The sequence below is a fragment of the Candidatus Alistipes pullistercoris genome (assembly GCF_027665465.1).
GTDB classification, from domain to species: Bacteria; Bacteroidota; Bacteroidia; order Bacteroidales; family Rikenellaceae; genus Alistipes_A; species Alistipes_A hominis.
This window is the reverse complement of sequence record NZ_JAQDED010000002.1, coordinates 454,924-475,933: the sequence shown is the minus strand read 5'-3', so window position 1 is coordinate 475,933 and position 21,010 is coordinate 454,924. Positions and strand designations below refer to the sequence as shown.

At 56.6% G+C, this 21,010-nt stretch carries 16 protein-coding genes and 1 other RNA gene; 14 read left to right on the top strand and 3 right to left on the bottom strand.

The annotated features are described in order from the left end of the window. The first annotated feature begins 44 nt into the window (after positions 1–44). The 4 genes from PGR91_RS05310 to PGR91_RS05295 all read left to right on the top strand — a co-directional run bounded on the left by PGR91_RS05310 (position 45) and on the right by PGR91_RS05295 (position 6,846). Positions 45–1,226, top strand: a complete 1,182-nt coding sequence (locus PGR91_RS05310) for an N-acetylmuramoyl-L-alanine amidase family protein (protein WP_101571301.1) — start codon at positions 45–47, stop codon at positions 1,224–1,226. A gap of 43 nt (positions 1,227–1,269) precedes the next feature. After that, a complete protein-coding gene (locus PGR91_RS05305; RefSeq protein ID WP_101571299.1) occupies positions 1,270–2,220 on the top strand; it encodes an MlaD family protein in 951 nt (316 codons plus the stop codon). Positions 2,221–2,257: 37 nt separating this feature from the next. Then, entirely contained in the window at positions 2,258–4,750 is a 2,493-nt protein-coding gene (locus PGR91_RS05300) for an endonuclease MutS2 (RefSeq protein ID WP_101571297.1), read from the top strand. A gap of 197 nt (positions 4,751–4,947) precedes the next feature. Next, positions 4,948–6,846, top strand: coding sequence for an ATP-binding protein (locus tag PGR91_RS05295; protein WP_101571295.1), 1,899 nt, complete (start codon positions 4,948–4,950; stop codon positions 6,844–6,846). A gap of 196 nt (positions 6,847–7,042) precedes the next feature. On the opposite strand, the gene PGR91_RS05290 is transcribed toward PGR91_RS05295, so the two are convergent. Beyond that, on the bottom strand, positions 7,043–7,258 hold the full coding sequence (locus PGR91_RS05290) for a hypothetical protein (RefSeq protein ID WP_055202000.1): 216 nt from the start codon (positions 7,256–7,258) through the stop codon (positions 7,043–7,045). A 321-nt stretch (positions 7,259–7,579) separates the two neighbouring features. Between PGR91_RS05290 and PGR91_RS05285 the strand changes: the two genes are divergently transcribed. After that, positions 7,580–8,983, top strand: coding sequence for a DUF4419 domain-containing protein (locus PGR91_RS05285; RefSeq protein WP_118656418.1), 1,404 nt, complete (start codon positions 7,580–7,582; stop codon positions 8,981–8,983). 90 nt (positions 8,984–9,073) lie between these two features. On the opposite strand, the gene ssrA is transcribed toward PGR91_RS05285, so the two are convergent. Further along, positions 9,074–9,473, bottom strand: a transfer-messenger RNA (tmRNA) gene (gene ssrA, locus PGR91_RS05280). Positions 9,474–9,711: 238 nt separating this feature from the next. Between ssrA and PGR91_RS05275 the strand changes: the two genes are divergently transcribed. The 6 genes from PGR91_RS05275 (at position 9,712) to PGR91_RS05250 (ending at position 17,417) form a co-directional block, all read left to right on the top strand. Beyond that, a complete protein-coding gene (locus PGR91_RS05275) occupies positions 9,712–10,452 on the top strand; it encodes a cell division ATP-binding protein FtsE (protein WP_055203458.1) in 741 nt (246 codons plus the stop codon). A 142-nt stretch (positions 10,453–10,594) separates the two neighbouring features. Next, on the top strand, positions 10,595–12,559 hold the full coding sequence (gene gyrB / locus PGR91_RS05270) for a DNA topoisomerase (ATP-hydrolyzing) subunit B (protein ID WP_055201970.1): 1,965 nt from the start codon (positions 10,595–10,597) through the stop codon (positions 12,557–12,559). A gap of 56 nt (positions 12,560–12,615) precedes the next feature. Further along, complete coding sequence (locus PGR91_RS05265) at positions 12,616–13,062, top strand: GatB/YqeY domain-containing protein (RefSeq protein ID WP_101571287.1); 447 nt, start codon at positions 12,616–12,618, stop codon at positions 13,060–13,062. Between the two features lie 269 nt (positions 13,063–13,331). Then, the gene (locus PGR91_RS05260) at positions 13,332–15,812 is read left to right on the top strand and encodes a hypothetical protein (protein ID WP_118656416.1); all 2,481 of its coding nucleotides are present in this window, start codon (positions 13,332–13,334) and stop codon (positions 15,810–15,812) included. 17 nt (positions 15,813–15,829) lie between these two features. Next, positions 15,830–16,639 carry a DUF5689 domain-containing protein gene (locus PGR91_RS05255; RefSeq protein ID WP_101571283.1) on the top strand — a complete coding sequence of 270 codons (810 nt, stop codon included), beginning with the start codon at positions 15,830–15,832 and terminating at the stop codon, positions 16,637–16,639. Next, positions 16,620–17,417: a DUF5689 domain-containing protein gene (locus tag PGR91_RS05250; protein WP_101571281.1), complete on the top strand. Its 798-nt coding sequence runs from the start codon at positions 16,620–16,622 to the stop codon at positions 17,415–17,417. The genes PGR91_RS05255 and PGR91_RS05250 overlap by 20 nt, the downstream gene beginning before the upstream one ends. On the opposite strand, the gene obgE is transcribed toward PGR91_RS05250, so the two are convergent. Then, on the bottom strand, positions 17,411–18,409 hold the full coding sequence (gene obgE / locus PGR91_RS05245) for a GTPase ObgE (RefSeq protein ID WP_055201960.1): 999 nt from the start codon (positions 18,407–18,409) through the stop codon (positions 17,411–17,413). The two genes, PGR91_RS05250 and obgE, sit on opposite strands and share 7 nt — an antisense overlap. A gap of 72 nt (positions 18,410–18,481) precedes the next feature. On the opposite strand from obgE, the gene PGR91_RS05240 reads away from it, so the two are divergent. The 3 genes from PGR91_RS05240 (at position 18,482) to era (ending at position 20,975) form a co-directional block, all read left to right on the top strand. Next, positions 18,482–19,354 (top strand): DNA/RNA non-specific endonuclease, encoded by an 873-nt coding sequence (locus tag PGR91_RS05240; RefSeq protein ID WP_101571279.1) that lies wholly within the window; start codon positions 18,482–18,484, stop codon positions 19,352–19,354. Positions 19,355–19,499: 145 nt separating this feature from the next. Beyond that, positions 19,500–19,961, top strand: a complete 462-nt coding sequence (locus tag PGR91_RS05235) for a DUF4890 domain-containing protein (RefSeq protein ID WP_118458747.1) — start codon at positions 19,500–19,502, stop codon at positions 19,959–19,961. A 132-nt stretch (positions 19,962–20,093) separates the two neighbouring features. After that, on the top strand, positions 20,094–20,975 hold the full coding sequence (gene era / locus PGR91_RS05230; protein ID WP_055201954.1) for a GTPase Era: 882 nt from the start codon (positions 20,094–20,096) through the stop codon (positions 20,973–20,975). Positions 20,976–21,010 lie beyond the last annotated feature (35 nt).

Here is a 21,010-nt window from a genome sequence, read left to right as displayed (position 1 = left end):
CGCAAAAATAGTTAAAAAAAAAGAGTTCTCTAACGTTTGCCGTAATGAAAGTTTCAAGCCTCACGTTTTTAACGGTTTCGGTCGTTTTTCTTTCGCTTTTCGGCGTCGTTATTACTGCTAACGCGCAAAAGAAGGAAATCGGTATAAATACCGTCGTAATTGATGCGGGACACGGCGGACGGGACGCGGGAGCCGTCGGCCGGATTTACAAGGAAAAAGATATCAATCTGGACGTCGCGCTCCGTTTGGGAAAGATGATCGGCCAGAAATATCCCGATGTCAAAGTGGTGTATACGCGCAAGACCGACGTGCTGATCCCGTTGAACGAACGGGGAAACATCGCCAACAAGGCCGGAGCGGATCTGTTCATTTCGATCCATATCAACAGCAACAAATCTTCCGCGCCGTCGGGCACGTCGACTTACGTGATGGGGGTCGACAAGGCCGGCAAGAACCTCGATGTCGCGATGAAGGAGAACGACGTGATTTCGTACGAAGACGATTATTCGACCAAATACCAGGGATACGTGCCCGGCTCGCCGGAATCGTTCATTATCTTTTCGCTGATCCAGTCCGCTTACTTGTCGCAAAGCTGCACGTTCGCGGATATGGTGCAGAAACAGTTTGCCAGTCAGACCAAAATGCAGAACCGCGGCGTGCACCAGGCCGGTTTTTTGGTGCTGTGGTCGGCGGCGATGCCGAGCATCCTGGCGGAGTTCGGGTTTATTTCGAATCCCGCGGAGGAGAAGTTCGTCGGTTCTGACAAAGGGCGCGAGACGTATGCGCGCTGTTTGTTCAACGCATTCAGCGAGTACAAGGTGCGCAGCGAGGGACGTGGCACACGGATTGTTTTGAGTGACGACGACGGGGACGATTCGCAGCCGAGGAACGATTCTGCGGCGGATTTCGCCCGGGACGAGCCGGAAACGGCCGCAACGGAGAGCGTCGCGGACGACAGCGGCGGGGAGATCGTCTACCGGGTTCAAGTCGCTTCGGCCCCGCAGAAACTGCCGAAGAATTCGTCCCGTTTCGGGCCTTATCGCGGCGAGGTGCAGGAGATCGTGATCGGCGGCACGTACAAATATTTCGTCGGCGGCACGTCGTCTTACCACGAAGCGTTATCTTTGCAAACCCAGGTGCGCAAGAGTATCCGGGACGCGTTCCTGGTCGCATTCGACGGCGATAAAACGATCCCGGTCGGCGAAGCGCGCCGCAGGCAGCAGTGATTGAACGAACGATTGTGAATAACGGACAGATAAAATTTTAGGCATGAAATTGAAACTGAGCAGAGAATTTAAGATAGGCTTTTTCGGGATACTGATGATCGCGGCGTTGTATTGGGGGATCAATTTCCTTAAGGGACGGGATTTGTTCACGTCGTCGGTGCATTACTATGCCGTATACGATCAGGTGAACGGCCTGCAGTCGTCGGCCGCCGTGCTGATCAAAGGTTATAAGGTGGGGTCGATCAGCGATATCAGCTTCGATCCGGAACGGTCGGATAAGGTGGTCGTGGAATTTTCGATCAAGTCGAAATTCAAGATTCCGGACGATACCAAGGCGCGGATTTTCAGCGACGGGCTTATGGGCGGCAAGGCCGTCGAACTGGAACTGGGCAAGTCGGCCAAATACCTGCAACAGGGCGATACGCTCTTTTCGGAGATCAACAAGGATTTCCTGGAGGTGGCCGGCAGCGAGTTCGAGTTCCTGAAACAGCGCGCCAACGACGTGATCAACCAACTGATGATTACGCTCGGACATATCAATACGCTGATGGCCGACAACAAGGACAACCTGAATGCGACATTCACGAACATCGCTTCGATATCGGGTAATCTCAACGAAGTGATCGCCGGGGAGAAAAACAACGTTCGCGAGATCGTGCAGAACCTGAACGAGTTGTCCAAAACGCTGAACGGCAAGTCAGGACAGATCGACCGGATCGTCACCAACGTCGAGAATTTCAGCGATTCGCTAAGCAAGTCGAAGATTCCGACGATGATCGCGCAGGTGACCACGACGCTCGAATCGCTGAACACGACGCTCGAAAAAGTCAACCACGGAGACGGCACGGTCGGTCGGTTCCTGAACGACCAGGCGTTGTATGACGAACTGGTGGACGCCACGGCGAATCTGTCGGCCCTGCTGGAAGATCTGAAAGCGCACCCGAGCCGTTATATCAACGTGTCGGTGTTCGGCCGGCGCAACCGGGACGAATAGCGCGTCCGTTTACCGTATTAATTTTTTTCCGAAAGTTTTGGTTTATCCCGATAATTTTGAGAATAAGATCGGTTTCGATCGTATCCGTAGCCAGGTCAAGGCGCTCTGCGTGACGCAGGGCGCAGTCGATAAACTTTTCGAGGCGGCGTTCAGTGACGACTACGAGTCGGTCGTCGCGCGTCTCGGTCAGGTTTTCGAGATGCGAACGGTGTTGATGATGGACAACGGACTGCCCGAAGGCAGCTTTGTCGATATGGACGCGTTCCTGAAAAAAGGGGCCGTCGAGGGCTCTTTCCTGGATGTCGGCGAGTTGGCGGCGTTGCGCAAAGGGTTGGCGATGGTCCACGGGCTGGTCGCCTTTTTCAATGCCCGTACCGACGAGCAGTATCCGCAGTTGAGGGCCCTGTGCAGCGGGGTCGACGGTTTTCCGGAGATCATCAACCACATCGACTCGATCGTCGACAAGTTCGGAAAGGTGCGGGACAACGCTTCCGCGGAACTGTTCTCGCTGCGCCGGACGATCCGCGACCGGGAGAGCCAGGTGTCGCGCCGCCTGCAACAGATCATGGGACAGGCGCAGGCTTCGGGCATCGTGGACGGCGACGTGTCGGTCTCGATCCGCGAAGGGCGCGCCGTGATCCCGGTGGCCGCCGCCAATAAAAAGAAAATCAAAGGCCTGATCCACGACGAGTCGGCGACCGGCAAGACGGTCTATATCGAACCGATCGAGGTCGTGGAGCTCAACAACGAACTGAAGGCGCTCGAATACGAGGAGCGCCGCGAGGTCGTGCGTATCCTGACCCGTTTTACCGATGCGATCCGTCCCGACCTGCCCCGTATCCGCGAGTCGGGCGATTTCCTGACGACGATGGATTTCATCCGGGCCAAGGCGCGTTTCGCGCTGGCCAACGACTGTACGTTGCCGATCGTCGAGAACCGCAGTTCGATCCGCCTGATCCGGGCCCGGCATACGTTGCTCGCGCAGACGTTGCGGCGCGAAGGGAAGGAGATCGTTCCGCTCGATCTGACCCTGACCGACGACAAGCATATCCTGGTGATTTCGGGGCCGAACGCCGGCGGCAAATCGGTCTGTTTGAAAACGGTCGGGCTGCTGCAATACATGCTTCAGAAGGGGTTTCTCGTGTCGGTTTCCGAAAATTCGGAGATGGGGATTTTCAAAGATATCTTCATCGACATCGGCGACGAGCAGTCGATTGAAAACGACCTGAGTACTTACAGTTCGCACTTGCTGAATATGAAGAATATCCTCCGCAGCGCGGGGGAGCGTTCGCTGATTCTGATCGACGAGTTCGGCACGGGTACCGAGCCGATCATCGGCGGAGCGATTGCCGAGGCGCTGCTTGAGAAGTTCGAACAGCGGCACTGTTTCGGCGTGATTACCACGCATTATTCGAATCTGAAATACTACGCCAGCAATGCGCGCGGCATTCAGAACGGCGCGATGACGTTCGACGTGCAGAACATCCGCCCGTTGTTCCGGCTCGAAATGGGGAAGCCGGGCAGTTCGTTCGCCGTCGAGATCGCCCGCAAGATCGGGCTTCCGGAAGAGATCATCCGCAGCGCGTCGGAAAAAGCCGGCAGCGACCATATCAACATCGAGCGCCAGTTGCGCGAGATCGCCCGCGACCGCCGTTACTGGGAGCAAAAGCGCGATAAAATCCGTCAGGCCGAAAAGCGCGTGGACGAACTTTCCGAAAAATATCAGTCCGAGCTGGAAACGCTGAAGGCGGAGCGCAGCCGGCTGTTGCGCGAGGCGAAGGCCGAGGCGCGGCAGATTACCGCCGAAGCGAACAAACAGATCGAAAATACGATCCGGGTGATCCGCGAGTCGCAGGCAGATAAGGAAAAGACGTTGGAGGTGCGGCGCAAAATGGAGGAATTTAAAGAGACGCTGGAACAGGATTCCGCCGGAGACGAAGCGATCGACCGGAAAATCGAGCAGATCCGCCGGCGCGAACAGCGCCGTGCCGAACGCCGCAACCGCAAGCCGGAGACCGGGAGTGCGACGCCTGCGCCGCCCCCCGAAAAGCCCCGGATCGTAGAGCCGGGCGTTAAAGTGCGGATCAAAGGGCAGGATGCCGTAGGCGAGGTTGTTAGCGTGAGCGGTAAGCGGGCCACCGTCGGTTTCGGGCAAATTCTGACGACTCTCGACGCCGAGCGGCTGGAACCCATCTCGAATGCCGAATATAAAAAGGCGGTGCGCAACGAACGTTCCGCGCCCGTTCCGGTCACGAATTACAGTACGGCCGAACGCCGGCTGCAATTTACCCAGCAGATCGACGTGCGCGGTATGCGGGTGTCCGAAGCGCTGCAGGCTACGCAGGATTTTGTCGACGAGGCGATCATGCTGGGTTTTTCCGAAATCCGGATTTTGCACGGCAAAGGTACCGGGGCCCTCAAAGAGGAGATTCGCAATTACCTGCGCGCGGTCGATCTGGTCAAAAGCGCCCGGGACGAGCACGAAGAACTCGGCGGGGCCGGCATTACGGTCGTCAAGTTGGATTTATAGATTGAATTTTACGGGAAGCGGTCGTCGCCCTGGCGGGCGTCGCGGCTGCTTTCGGTTTGCAGTGCATTCTTACTGAGATGTTTCCGATAACGCTCGGATGGCGGTCAGAAAAATCCGGTGAAAAAATATCCGCAGAGGTATCTTCGAACGCGATTATTTATACTTTTACTATCGGACTGCTATCCAAAAAGTGTGACATGAACGAAAACGACCGCTTTTTTCCTCCTGAAAAGCACGATCATTCGATCGAAAACAAATACCGAAACGTCATTTCCGTTCTGGCGGCTCACCGGATCGCCCTGTGGGAATACGATATCCCGACGGGAGCCTGCTGTTTCGACGACGATTATTTCCGGGTGCTGGGGCTCCGGGATGCCGGCATCGAATTCGCGGATATCGACGATTTTTACCGTTTCGCGCATCCCGACGACGTCGATTCTTACAGAAACGCTTTCGAATGCATGTTGGCATCCGATACCAAAGTATCCAAGATACGGGTGCGCTGCGTCGGCCGAGAGGGGCAGGCGGTTTGGCTGGAAGACTGTTTTTTCTCCTGCGAGCCGGACGAACAGGGTCGTCCCCGCAAATTGATCGCCTATACGTCGAACATCACTTCCCGCTGCGAAAAAGAGGCCCGCATCCGGAGCCTCGAAGAGCGGAACCGGAAAATCGTCGAGGCATTGCCGGAATTTATTTTTATCCTGGACGACCGTTTTGTTATTACCGACGTGTTGATGTCTCGGGGCACGATCCTGCTCCATCCGGTGAACGAGCTGATCGGAGCGGACGGGCGGACGATCTATTCGCCGGAGGTGAGCGATCTGTTCGTTCGCAATATACGGGAGTGCCTGCAGGACGGTCAGATTAAAGAGATCGAATATCCGCTGGACAAGGACGGACGGCACTATTTTCAGGCGCGGATCGCCCCGTTTGAAGGGAACAGGGTGCTCGCGCTGATCCACGACGTGGGCGACCGCGTCCGGCACACCGAGGAACTGATCGTCGCGAAGAAAAAAGCGGTGGAGGCCGACCGGTTGAAATCGGTTTTTCTGGCCACCATGAGCCACGAAATACGGACTCCGCTGAATGCGATCGTCGGGTTTTCGGAGTTGCTCGCCGCCGATGACTGCGATGCGCACAGGGAGGAATACCTGGATATCATTCGCAAAAACAGCAACCTGTTGCTGCAGTTGATCAACGATATTCTCGATCTCTCGCGGATCGAATCCGGACGGGCGGAAACCCATTTTCAGCAGGTGGAAATTACCGGATTGCTCGAGGAGGTGGAGAAAGTGCACCGGCTGAAAATGAAGGAAGGAGTCGGTTTCAGAATAGAGTGCCCGCGGCTGCCGGTATGGATCTCTTCCGACCGCAATCGGTTGACGCAGGTGCTTTTCAATTTCCTTTCGAACGCGATCAAAAATACGGATCGGGGGTGGATCACCCTCGGAGCGAAGTTGCGGAACGATTGGTTGGAACTATTTGTGACCGATACCGGACGGGGTATCCCGCAGGAGAAAGTCCCGCTTATTTTCGACCGTTTCGAAAAGCTGAACGATTTTGTGCAGGGGACGGGGCTGGGGCTTTCCATCTGCCGGAGCATCGCCGAGCGACTCGGCGGACGGATCGAGGTGCGTTCGCAGGTCGGCGAGGGGAGTACGTTTACGCTTTGTTTGCCTTGCTGTTCGGCCACGGCCGTATGCACGGATGCGGAAGGCTCGGCGGACAGACGGCGGAAAGTGATTCTGGTCGCCGAGGATGTGGAAACCAATTTCAAATTGCTCGAAGCCGCGCTGTCCAAAGAATACGTGCTTCGGTGGGTGCCGAACGGGCAGGAGGCGGTGCTCAGCTTCGTGCGCGAACGTCCCGACCTGATCCTGATGGATATCCGGATGCCGGTGATGAACGGGATTGAGGCGACCGAAAAAATCCGCGCGATCTCGCCCGACGTTCCGATCGTCGCCGTGACGGCGCACGTCTTTTACAGCGAGAAGGAACAAGCTTTGGCCGCCGGATGCAATACGGTCGTTTCGAAGCCTTATTCGCCGGACGATTTGAGAAAAACGGTGCGAAGGCTACTCGGAACGGATGCCTGAGGCGTTTCGTTTTCAAAATGCCGGCCGGCGCTACGAATAGCGCCGGCCGGTGTTCGTGATAGGCTGCATGTCGGCGATTGTCCGGCATGAATTGGGGCGTTGCGAACCGGCTGCGGCATTTGCAGACCGGCCGCGTCGGTGCGGATATTCGTTTCGGATGACGATCCGTATTTTCAGCGCGGACGCAGGAACGATTTTATTTCGTCTCCCGCATCGAATCGCTGATGTGCTGGGCTTTCTCTTTGACGGAATCCGCCGCTCGGGCCACTTTTTCTTTTACGGCATGTTTTACGTGCGTCGCATGCTGCTGGACGCTGTCGGATACATCCGAAATCTTTTCGGCCGTCCGGTCGATGCCGGCATCGATTTTCCGTTTTACCTTTTCGGCCTTTTCCTTGACGCGGTCGTTCATGGTTGTAAATTTTAGAGGTTCTGTGATTTTTTTCGGGACGGTCATGCGACGGCACGGGCGCGGAGCAAACCGCGGGCGGCTGTCCTTCGGACGGTTCCGATCCTGAAATTTCCAAGAACCGCGCCATTTTTGATCCCTGCGGAAAGTCCGAGAAGTTTCGGCGTTCATTTTACGATTTCGGCGAATTGTCCGTTGGACGATAATATTTCGATATCGCGTTTGCCGTATTTTTAATAAATAATGTTATATTTGTCTACGGTCGTCCGTTGAAGTACAGACTTGTCCGAAGAATTGACATCGAAAACGACAAAATCCGGTATTATGAAAAAATTACTGTTCTGCCTGTGTCTGTTCGGGAACCTTTCCGCGTTTGCCCAACATAAAGTTACTTTCGAAGTCGAGGAACTTTCGAAACCCGAAAAATTGCTTCCCGTGCGATCCTGCGAGGATATTTACAAAAGGCTTATCTTGTCCGAAGCCGGATTGGAGCCGTATCAGCTAAAGGAAAATTTAAATTATCCGTTTAGTATCATAGCCAAGGGCGAGATTCCGGATAGTCTGGTTTCCTTCCAGTACAATTCTTTTTTTTACGGGATGTATCAGGCTTATGCGGATCATAGACCGTTCGTTTTGTCCCCGGACATGATCTGGCTGTTGGTTAGCCAGGGGTTTGCACGGCATGTGGAAGCCGACCCGGAGTCCGTGAGGCATTATTTTGCCGATTTTACCGGGAAACAATCGTTGATTGTGAAGACAGACAAGAGACCGGATGATCCCGATTTCGCATGGGAGGAAACTTTTTCCGAATTTACCGAACAGATCGGAAAGTATGGCGGGGATAAATTGGTCGGGTTGCTGACCTGTGATTTTTCGACGACGACACCTTTGGAAAAGGTGGCTTCCGAAGTGACCTTGATGGAGGCCGCGAAACCGTATTTCGAGTTTATCGTGCTGCGTATCGTTTGCGGAATTCCCGAAATAACGCTCGAAGGAACGCCGGAAGATTGGGAGAAAGTATTGTGTAAGGCCAGAGGGTTGAAAGAATACGGGCTGGAATGGTGGATTTCCGAACTGGAGCCCCTTTTGGAAGAGTTCGTCAAAGCGTCGAAAGGCGAAATAGACCAGGAGTTCTGGCGCAATATGTTTAAATATCATTCGCAGAAGAAATACGGAGCGCCCAAGATAATAGACGGATGGATCGTCAAGTTCTTCCCGTACGATAAAGAGGGAAAAAGGAACGACCTGGAACGGTTGGTAGGGACGGATTGTCTGCCTGACGAGATTGTAAAAGTCGATTTGAAATTTCAGGAAGAACACGGCGATAAGATTGTTGAGACGCCCCTGGAGCTTTGGGCCGGTTTTGTAGGCTTGGAGCAGAACAAAGATAATTTTGCTCTTAAGCCGCGGATCGGTTGGATGATCCGGAAAAAAAACGTTCGGAATGACGGGGTGAAAAATAAATTGAAAACCGATGCCCGGCAGAAAGGCAGGGAAGATGGCATTTCTATTCGGGTCAAAGAGTTTCCGTCTGTTTTGCTGGAACTCACACGGGTTAATAAATTGAAAATGGAATTTACGGACGAGATCGATATCCCGGATGAGCTGGCAAAAGTAAAGATCGGGGAATTGGAGCTGTCTGGGAGGATCGACGAAGAAGGAATCGACCGGATCCGGAATCTATTTCCCGATACTGAAATCAGGGTGAACGGCAGGCAGGCACAATAGATGTAATCGCGTAATCTCAAAAAAACATCCCGCTTTACGCTGAAAAAGTAAAGCGGGATATTTTCGTTTAACAGACGACAATTGGCCTGTTTGTGGAGCTGGAGGGAGTCGAACCCTCGTCCAAACAAGGAACCCAAAAGCTTTCTACACGCTTATCCTTCGGTTGATCCTTCTGCCGCAACCTGGTCGAAGGCGACCCAGTTACGGCCCCAGCCTATTGATTTTCGCGAATCGTTATAGGCATCCGATCCGCTATTTCCGTTTGAATGATACCCCGGTGCCTTCCGCTACGGAACGAAGCTTCGGCGGGGTACTCGTCTGACAGCCTCCTTGGACTGCCGGATTAAGCCATTTTACTCTGTAAAATTAAGCAGCGAGTGCATAGCTATTATCGCCATTTGTAGTTTGAGCATTCAGTTTTACGAGAGTCCACACAACGCTCGGCGTGCTTACAATCAGACTCTGCCTGCTGTCAAAACCGGTCAGCCCCTGATCGGGATCGCACTACCGTAAGATCCCGGTACAAAGATATACGTTTTTTCGGAAGAATTATTTTTACGGGCAATATAAATTCGTCCGGAGATATCCGGGGACGTTTCGGGGACGTGAAAAATATCAACACTTCATCAACAAACGGGAGATGCTGTCCAAACAATCGGTATCTTTGTTTTGTTAAATGTGCCCGCACGGGAAATGTGTGTCGGCGGGCCGGATCAAATTTGAAAGCGATGAATCCGAATGCGGTGATAGAACTACGGGATGTGGCGATTTTCCATTTCGACGATGCCCTGCGGGAGGCCAGTTTCCGGGGTAACGGCAGAACCAGCGATATGGTGCTGTCGGATGTCAATCTGACGGTGTTTCCCGGCGAACTGGTCTATCTGATCGGCCGGGTCGGGTCGGGCAAGAGTTCGTTGCTCAAGACGCTTTACGCCGAACTGCCGCTGCGCGAAGGAGGCGGGATGGTCGTCGGGTTCGACCTGCGGCGGATGCGCCGCAAAGACGTGCCGTACCTTCGGCGCCGGATCGGAATCGTGTTTCAGGATTACCAATTGCTGACCGACCGGAACGTTTTTCAGAACCTGCATTTCGTGCTGAAGGCGACCGGGTGGAAAAACGAATTGCAGATCCGCAGCAAGATCGCCGAAGTGCTCGACATGGTAAGCCTGCAAAACAAGGAGTATAAGATGCCGTTCCAGTTGTCGGGCGGCGAACAGCAGCGGTTGGCGATCGCCCGGGCCCTGCTGAACAACCCGCAGGTGATTCTCGCCGACGAGCCTACCGGCAACCTCGATCCCGCCGCCGCAGACGGGATCATGCAGTTGTTCGCGTCGATCGTCGCACGCGGGTGCGCCGTGCTGATGTCGACGCATAACATCAGCAATATCCAGCAGTATCCGTCCCGTACGCTGCGTTTTCATCAGGGAAAAGTGGCCGAGATTGATCTCCATTCGATCCTTGGAATTTAGCGGAAAAATGACTATCTTTGTTCGAATCGTTCCGGGCGTTTCGGTGGGCCGGAATGCCGTGCGCCGGGGCGGGATCCGTTCGGCCGGAACGGTTCTGGCCGGCAACTTTTTGGCAGAGTAAATTAATAGAAAGGAAAAATATATGAGCGTAGAGGAAAAAGATCAGATCCAACAAACCGGGGAGGCGTACTCCGCTTCCAGCATTCAGGTGCTCGAGGGCCTCGAGGCGGTGCGCAAGCGCCCCGCGATGTATATCGGGGACGTCGGAGTCCGGGGGTTGCACCATTTGGTGTACGAAGTGGTCGACAACTCGATCGACGAGGCGTTGGCCGGGTACTGTTCCCGCATCGACGTTTTCGTCAACGAGGACAACTCGATCACCGTTAAGGACGACGGGCGCGGTATTCCGACCGATATGCACGAGAAGGAAGGGCGTCCCGCCCTCGAAGTGGTGCTTACGGTGCTGCATGCCGGCGGTAAGTTCAACAAGGACAGTTATAAGGTGTCGGGCGGTCTGCACGGCGTCGGCGTGTCCTGCGTGAATGCGCTCTCCACGCTGCTGGTCGCCGAAGTGCACCGCGGAGGAAAAATCTTCCGGGAAAACTTCAGCAAGGGCGTTCCGCAGGGAACCATGGAAATCATCGGCGAGACGACCGAGGACGATCACGGAACGATCATTACCTTCAAACCCGACAGTTCGATCTTTACGGTCACCGAATACGATTATGAGACGCTGGCCTCGCGCCTGCGCGAATTGGCTTACCTGAACAAGGGAATTAAGCTCAATATCACCGACCTGCGCACGAAGAACGAAAACGGGGAGTCCGTTCACGACGAATATTACTCGACCGAAGGGTTGAAAGAATTCGTCAAGTTCCTCGACGCCAGCCGCGAATCGCTGATCGAAAACACGATCTATATCGATACCGAAAAAGACGGCGTTCCGGTCGAGGTGGCGATGCAGTACAATACGAGTTTCTCCGAGAACGTGCATTCGTACGTCAACAATATCAATACGATCGAGGGCGGTACGCACCTGACCGGTTTCCGCCGGGCGCTGACCCGGACGCTGAAGAAATACGCCGAAGATTCGGGTATGCTGGCCAAGCTGAAATTCGAGATCAACGGCGACGACTTCCGCGAAGGGCTTACCGCGATCGTCTCGGTCAAGGTGCAGGAGCCGCAGTTCGAAGGACAGACCAAGACCAAACTCGGCAACGGCGAAGTCGCCGGCGTCGTCGATCAGGCGATTTCCGGCGCGTTGACGCACTATCTGGAAGAGAACCCGAAAGACGCCCGCGCCATCGTGTCGAAGGTGATCCTGGCCGCCACGGCCCGGCATGCGGCCCGCAAGGCGCGCGAACTCGTACAGCGCAAAACGGTGTTGTCCGGATCGGGGCTGCCCGGCAAGCTGGCCGACTGCGCGTCGCGCGATCGCGATCAGGCCGAGATTTTCTTCGTCGAGGGCGATTCCGCAGGCGGTTCGGCCAAACAGGGCCGCGACCGGAATTTTCAGGCTATCATGCCGTTGAGGGGTAAGATACTGAATGTCGAGAAGGCGATGGAGCACCGGATCTTCGAGAACGAGGAGATCCGCAATATCTTCACTGCGCTCGGCGTGACGATCGGAACCGAAGACGACAGCAAGGCGCTGAACCTCGATAAGTTGCGTTACGGCCGCGTGATTATTATGACCGATGCCGATGTCGACGGCAGCCACATCGCGACGTTGATGCTAACGTTCTTCTTCCGCTACATGAACAACCTGATCAAAAACGGACACGTCTATATCGCGACGCCGCCGCTCTATCAGGTCAAAAAGGGTAAGAATAGTCGCTATTGTTGGACGGAAGAGGAGCGCGAGGCGGCTTTGGCGGAATTCGGGTCGAAAGGGGCCCATGTACAGCGTTACAAAGGTCTGGGGGAAATGAATCCCGAACAGTTGTGGGAAACGACCATGTCGCCCGAAACGCGTATCCTGCGTCAGGTGAATATCGAGAGCGCCGCCGAAGCGGATCGTATCTTCTCGATGCTGATGGGCGACGACGTGCCGCCGCGCCGGGAATTTATCGAAAGGCATGCCAAGTATGCCAACATCGATATTTAGCGGCGTGCGGCCGGAGCCGGACAAATCGTTGAACATAGAAATTAAAAAATACCGATATGAGTCTGGAAAAAGAGATTAACGACGGAATCAAAGCGGCGATGCTCGCCAAGGAGAAAGTGCGTCTGGCAGGCCTGCGGGCCGTGAAGGCGGAGATCCTGCTGGCCAAAACGGCCGATGGATCGGACGAAATCAGCGACGGCGCCGTGCTGAAAATTATTCAGAAGCTGGTAAAACAGCGCAAGGAGTCGGCCGCCGTTTATACGCAGAACAACCGACCGGAACTGGCCGAAAACGAATTGGCCGAGGCGGCCGTGCTGGAAGTGTTTATGCCGAAACAATTGAGCGGAGAAGAACTGGAGACCGTCCTGAAAGCGATTATCGCGCAGGTGGGAGCCGCTTCGCCGGCGGATATGGGAAAGGTGATGGGAGTGGCCACCAAACAGCTTGCCGGGCAGGCCGACGGCCGCGCGATTTCCGAGGCGGTCAAAAAATTATTGCAGTAGCGCTCACAGCGTAATAAACCGATCGAACGGCGTGGGAATGTCTGTAAAAGGCATTCCCACGTTTGTTTCGTATCCTTGCGGAATCGTGTGAAATATTGCTGTAAAGCAAAATAATGTTCTAAAAAGTTGTATAAATCGTTCGGTTTGCGTAACTTCATAGCCCGGACGGTTTTTTTTGCGTGCTTGCTCGATCGGAGGGAGAGCGGTGGCGGAGGTGTTTTGCCGGAAGCGGAGGGGCCGTGCGCCCGTGCGGGTTAAAACTGTCTGCCATGAACAAACGGTGGTTGCCGATTCTCGGGATGCTTGTTTTTTCCGTGTCGCTGCACGGGCAGGGCAGCGTCGTGGTTTTCGACGAACAGCAGCGTTTCGATGTCGTCGACCGTTACGAACCGGACGGCGATACCGTTTCCTTGTGGTTGTCCGTGCCGCTTTCGGCTTACGACGGGCCGTTCGCTTCGCTGTCGCGGTATCGTTTTTCGTTCGTCCGTTATGCGAGGCGCGGTTATGCGTGGAATTGCAGCCGCCGGTTGCTGAACGGGATCGATCTGGACAATCCGGTTACCGGCGAGCCGTTCTGGAATGTGCTAACGGCCGTTCGCCAGGCTCCCGTCCGGCTGGATGAACAGCCGGGGATCGCGCCGTCCGTTTCGACGGTCGGCAATGCCGGTAACATTTGCGAATACGATCTCGACGTTTTGCACGAGCCGCCCGGCGGCCGTGCAGGCTGGATGTTTACCGACCGCCGTTTCCGGCAGGGTTTGCGTGCGGGAATCGCGACCGGAACCTTGGGCGGCGGCTGGGCTTTCGCAGCGGCCGGAACCCGGCGCTGGGGGCGTGACCGGCATATCCGGGGCGTCTACGCCGACGAGTGGTCGCTGTGTCTTTCGCTCGGGCGCCGGCTCGGCGCGAAAAATTCCCTTTCCGCCGTGTTCCTGATGGCCCCGTCCGAGCGGGGATTGCGCAGCGCTTCGACCGGCGAAGCATTCGAAGCGTCCGGAGATCGTCTTTACAATCCGGCCTGGGGATACCAGCAGGGACGCGTCCGCCCGTCCCGCGTCCGCTGCGAACGGACGCCGATGGCGCTGATTACCTGGCGTTGCGGAGCGGACACCCGCTGGAACCTTACTACGACCGTTTCGGCTCTGTGGGGCACCTCTTCGCGTTCGGCGCTCGACTGGTACGACGCGCGCAATCCGTTGCCCGACTATTACCGCTACCTGCCCGGTTCCTACGAGAATCCGGAGGTGTCCGGGGCCGTCTCCGCGGCATGGAGGCAGCGCGACGTCCGGGTTACGCAGATCGATTGGGAGGAGTTGTACCTCGCCAACGGAAATCGCGATACGCTGCCGGCCGCCTATGTGCTGGGCAGCGCCGTAGATCGGTTCCGGAACTGGCAGTTCGTTTCTTGTTTCGATTACCATCCTTCCCGGACGCTGCGATTGCGGGGAGGGGTGCGTGTGCGGATCGACCGGACGACCGCTTACAACCGGCTGGACGACTTGCTCAGTGCCGCTTTTCTGTTCGACATCGACCCGTACCTGATCGACGATCGCTATTTCGGCGACAAATTGCAGAATAACCTGCGCGCGCCTGACCGCCGGGTGGCCGTCGGGGAGCGGTACGGGTACGACTACGACCTGGATTACGTCTGCGGCGAAGGGTGGCTTACGGCCGATCTGAGGAACCGCTCCGACGAGCGTTTCGGCGGATACGTCGCGTTGCGGGTAGCCCAGGTCGGATATTCCCGCAACGGGCGTTATGAGAAGGAATTGTTTCCGGGAAGCGACTCCTACGGGCGCTCCTCCCGGCTGCATTTTACCGAATATACGCTCAAGGGCGGGATCGATTGCCTGTTCACGCCGGCGCATACGTTGCGCCTCGACCTGCTGTACGAGGACGTCGCTCCGGCCGCGCGCGATGTGTTCGTGTCGATCGATTATCGGAACCGTACGGTTGGCGATCCGCGTACGGCGAACCGGTTCGGCGGCGAGCTGAGCTACCGGTACGCGGGCCGGACCGTTCGACTCGAACTGTGCGCGTATGCGACGGTTTCGCGCGGCGAATCCGAAGTGCGCCGCTACTACGACGATATCGCGTCGGTCTATTCCGACATGGAACTTTCGGGGATCGGGAAACTGTATGCAGGAGTCGAGTTCGGGGCCGAGGTGCTGCTTACGCGGCGGTTCGCTCTGCGTGTCGCCGCATCGCAGGCCCGTAACAGTTACCGGAACGATCCGTCGGTACGCATCCTGTCCGACAAGGATGGCAGTGTGATCGCCGACCGCGCCCGTTCGTTGCTGAAAGGGTATCGCCTGGGCGGGTCGCCGCAGCGGATCGCTTCGGCTGAATTGAGCTACCGGGGGGCGAAACTGTGGATGGCTTCGCTGTCGGTCAATTATGCGGCCGACCATTACACGACGGTCAGTCCGCTGAACCGGATGGGCCGGGTGTACGATTATGCCGCTTCGCCGGAAGACTTGCGAGCGCTGACGGAGCAGGAGCGTTTTCCGGAGGCTTTTACGATCGATCTGTTCGTGTCGAAATCGTTTCGACTCGGCAGTCGTTACCTGTCGGTAAGCGCGGCGGTGAACAATCTGGCCAACCGCAAGGAGATCGTTTACAGCGGTTACGAACAGATGCGGCTGCGCAAAAGCGGGACGGGGTTAAACCAGAGCATCACGGCTTTCGGATCGAAGTACCTGTACGCCTATCCGCGCACCTATTACCTGACTGTGAATTTTCGTTTTTAGATTTGACGAGGTCGAAAATGAATGGATTTATAAAAATATGGATCGGATGCGCTGCGGCGCTGTTGGCCGCCGGGTGCGGTTATGACGATTTCGGCGAACCGCATCCTGCGGATGAAACCGCGCCGTTGCCCAATATGTCGGTCGCCACGCTCCGCGAACGGTGTGCGGTGGGCCCGGTTGCGTTTTCCGGCTCCGGGGTCGTGTTGTCGGGGTATGTGACCACATCCGACCGGGCCGATAATTTCTACCGGACGCTGATGCTCGAGGACAATTCCGGCGCGGTCGAGGTCTGCGCCGGACTGTACGATCTGCACAACGATTATCCGGTCGGTTGCCGGTTGACGTTGTCCGCCGACGGCCTGACCGCGGCGCTGGACGACGGGTTGTTGCGGATCGGTTTGCGGGGCGGTTCGGCGACGGAACCCGTCGCCCCGATGGAGAGTCCGGCGATCGTGCGGCGTCATCTGTTGCGAACCGGCGAAACGATCCTGCCGACAGCGCTGCCGACGACGATCGCCGGGTTGAACGACGACCGGATCGGCTGTTTGGTGCGGATCGCCCGGCTGTGCCTCGATACGCCGTCGGATACGACCTGGGCCGTCCCTGCGGCGGTATCGGCCGACGGTACGCCGCGCAGCGCCTTGTTGAAATTCCGGTGCGGAGCGGATTCTGTTTATGTCTATACGAGCGGTTACGCTTCGTTTGCCGGCGAACGGGTTCCGCACGGGCCGGTTTCGGTGACCGGTATTCTGCTGCCCGGAAAAGTGGGCGGACGCCGGGTGTATGAACTTAAAATGCGTGATTTGAATGATGTACAGGTTGATTAGCTGCTGTCTGCTGTTGCTGTTGGCCGGCTGCGTGTCCAAAAACGGTTTCGATCGGGACGACGGAGAGAGTCCCGGGGGCGATCCGGTGTCGGTCGCTTACCTGAAATCGCTGTATCGCGGTTATCCGCTTCGTGTGACCGATGACGTCGAACTGCGCGTCGTCGTAACGGCGAACGATGCTTACGGGGCGTTCCGCAATACGCTGGTCGTGCAGGATGCCACCGGAGGAATCGAGGTCAAAGTCGGCGGACGCGATCTCTTTACCGTATTTCCGGTCGGGCAGAGCGTACGGATCCGTTGCCAGGGGCTGGTGCTGGGCGACTACGGAGGCGTGGTGTCGCTGGGCGCGGCGTCGGACGATTTCGCTTACGAAAACGGGTTCATTCCGCAGTCGGTCTGGCCTCAATTTCTGAAAAAGCAGGGCGGCGTGACCGATATTCGTCCCGATACCCTCGTTTTTTCCGATCTGGCGGCCGCCTGGATAAGCCGTTACGTGGCTTTCGAACGGGTGCAGTTCGTCGATGCGGAGTGCTCGGAGAACTGGTGCGACACCATGTCGGATACCGATCGGCATCTGGTCGATCCCGCGGGGGATACGCTGATCGTGAGAACTTCTGCGAAGGCCGACTTCGCAAATTGGCCGCTTCCTTCGGGCAGCGGTTATATCGAAGGGATTCTGAGTTGGTTCAACCGGAATTATCAGTTGAAAGTCGTATCGCCGAAAAATGCGGTGATGGAATTGCCCCGTTTCCGGCCCGCGTATGTTTTCGGTTACTGATTGTCGCGTTGCAGGGCTTCCCAGAGCATGTCTTTGAGTTGTCGGATGTGGTACCCGCTGACCGACGAGATAAAGATCGACGGAATGTCCGGCAGATCGGCGGCGATGGCTTCTTGCAGTTCTTCGTCCAGCAGGTCGCTTTTGGTGATCGCCAGCAGGCGCTGCTTGTCGAGCAGTTCGGGGTTGTATTGTTCCAGTTCGTTCAGCAGGATGCGGTATTCTTCGCGCACGTCTTTCGTGTCGGCCGGGATCATGAACAGCAGGATCGAGTTGCGTTCGATGTGACGCAGGAAGCGCGTTCCGAGCCCTTTGCCGGTATGCGCCCCTTCGATGATGCCGGGGATGTCGGCCATCACGAACGACTTGTGGTCGCGGCATTCGACGATGCCCAGATTCGGTTCGAGGGTCGTGAAAGCGTAATTCGCGATTTTGGGCTTCGCCGCCGAAACGGCTGCCAGCAGTGTCGATTTCCCGGCGTTCGGGAATCCGACCAGCCCGACGTCGGCAAGCACTTTCAGTTCGAGGATGAACCATCCTTCGACGCAATCCTCGCCCGGTTGCGCATACCGCGGAGCCTGGTTGGTCGCCGTTTTGAAGTGCCAGTTGCCGAGTCCTCCGCGGCCTCCTTTCAGCAGGACAGCCTCCTGTCCGTCTTCGGTGACTTCGCAGACGATTTCCCCGGTTTCCGCATCGCGTGCGACGGTGCCTAGCGGCACGTTGATGACGACGTCCGTCCCGTTCTTCCCCGAGCAGCGCGCCCCGCTGCCCGCTTCGCCGTCCTCGCCGAAGATGTGACGCTTGTACTTGAGGTGGATCAGCGTCCAGTACTGGCTGTTGCCGCGCAGGACGATGCTGCCTCCGTTGCCTCCGTCTCCGCCGTCCGGGCCGCCGAATTCGATGAATTTCTCGCGGCGGAAATGGCGGGAGCCGGGGCCGCCTTTACCGGAGCGGCCGAATATTTTCACGTAGTCGACGAAGTTGGACGATGGCATAGATTCTGATTTATCGGATGTCTGATGCGTCAAAGATAATATTTTTTTACCTTTGGTGCGGTTTACGCGGCCATGAAAAAACGAACCCCCATAAAAATATCGAGGCAGACCCATTGGAAAATCGTGTTGTTGCTGGTGTTGGCGATCGTCGTGTTGGCGATCGTTTCGCAGGTCGTTGCGGTGCGTCCCTGGACGGGTGGACGGCAAGCGGAACGCGGCGCGCGCTCCGGCGGATCGCCGGAAACCGATCCCGAGATTCTCGCCTGTCCTTTTTTCGCGAACGACGAGTTTGTCGTCCGTTGTCCGGAGGGACGCTATACGATGCTGTACGATACGGCTTATCGTCAGGCTGCCTGGGTAGCTTACCTGCTGACGCGCAGGGATGTATCCGGCAAGGGGGTGAAGCGCAGCGGGGTTTTCAAGAGCGATCCGGAAGTGATCGCCCGCGGGTGGCCTTCGGCCGCAGACCGGGATTATACGGGTAGCGGTTTCGATCGGGGACACCTGCTGCCGTCGGCCGACCGGAACGATACCCCGCAGGAGAACGGGGCTACGTTCCGTTTGTCGAACGTTTCGCCGCAGCGGCCGGGACTGAACCGCGGGACGTGGCGCAGGCTGGAAGAACGGGTGCGGCGCTGGGCGGCGCGTTACGATTCGCTCTACATCGTGACCGGCGGCGAACTGACCCCGTCGCTGCGACGCATCCGGGGCGGCGTCGGGATTCCGCAGCGGTTTTTTAAAACGATTCTGGCGCGGGACGGCGGTACTTTCCGGGCGATCGCTTTCCTGATCCCGAATACGGAGCGTCCGGCCGGGGATTGTTTTCGCTATGCGATCAGCGTCGACAGTCTCGAACGGGTGCTCGGCATGGATTTCTATTCAGCGCTGCCCGACAGCGTCGAAATGCGCGTCGAGGCCTCCTTCGACCGTTCTTTCTGGCGTTAGTTCCGCGTCCGGCAGGGCGTTTTGCCGTTCCGTCCGGTCGTTTCGCCGCGCCGATTCGGCGTTTCGCCGATTTCTCGGAATCGCTCTGCGCCGTTGGAATTATTTTTGCGGAACAGGATTCCTGTAAACATTAAATTTTGAAATTATGAAAGCGAAACATTTTTTTGTATCGGCATTCGCAATGCTGTTTGCCGCGATCGGTGCGACGGCTCAGCCGCAGCACCGCGAACAAATGACTCCCGAGCAGCGGGCCGACCGGATGACGCAGCGCATGACCGAACAGCTTTCGCTGTCGACCGACCAGGCCGAGCAGATCCGCCGGATATTCCTCTCCAATTTCGAAGAGATGAAAGCGGATCGTGCGGTGCGGGCCGACTCTGCGAAGATGAAATCCGACCGTCCGAAGAAATCCGACCGTCCGAAACAGGGAGACAAATCCGACGGCCGTAAGGGGCAGGGCGGTCCGCATGCCGAACGGATGGCCAAAATGGACGAATCGATCAAAAAGGTGCTGACCGAAGAACAGTATGAAAAATGGACGGAACAACGCGCCAAAATGCAGGACCGAAATCGTCCGCGTCCGGAAGAGCAGCCTCAGGACGAATAGGGCGTCCGGTGGAAAGCAGGATGAACGGGAGGACGACGATCGATCGCCGTCCTCCTTTTGCGTGCACATTGCGCCGGATGTTTTTATCGTTTCCGGAAATAAAGCCGTATCTTTGTCCGAAACACATCGATTATGCATAAATCAGGATTTGTCAACATCATTGGGAACCCGAACATGGGAAAATCGACCCTGATGAACGCGCTGGTCGGGGAACGCCTGTCGATTATCACGTCGAAGGCGCAGACGACCCGCCACCGGATCATGGGGATCGTCAACGGCGACGATTTCCAGATCGTCTATTCCGATACGCCGGGGATACTCAATCCGAATTATAAGTTGCAGGAGTCGATGATGCGTTTCGTACGGAGCGCGCTCTCCGATGCCGACGTGCTGCTGTATGTGACCGACGTGTTCGAAAAACCGGAAGACGACAACGGGATCGTTTCGAAGATCGCCGGCGGCGGGACCAAAACGATCCTGGTGATCAACAAGATCGACCTGACTACGCAGGAGACGCTCGACGCCCTGGTGGAACGGTGGCGGAAAGTGCTGCCCGACGCCGAGATCGTGCCGGTGTCCGCGCTGAACAATTTCAACATCGGCGGGCTGTTCGACCGTATCCTGGCGGCCCTGCCCGAGGGCGAGCCCTATTACCCGAAAGATACGCTGACCGACAAAACGCTGCGCTTTTTCGCGTCGGAGATCATCCGCGAGAAAATCTTGTTGAATTACCAGAAAGAGATTCCGTACTGCACCGAGGTCGTGATCGACGAATACAAAGAGGACGCGGATATGGATCGGATTGCGGCGACGATCTACGTGGCACGGGAAAGCCAGAAGGGAATCGTTATCGGCCATCAGGGCGGTAAGCTCAAAAAGGTGGGCACCGAGGCCCGCGAGGAGCTTGAACAGTTTCTCGATAAAAAGGTTTTTCTGAAATTGTACGTCAAAGTGAACGACAACTGGCGGAACGACGAACGTCAACTGCGCCGGTTCGGGTATATCGAATCGTAAACTTCGGTTTCATAATAAAAGCAAGGCGGATACCG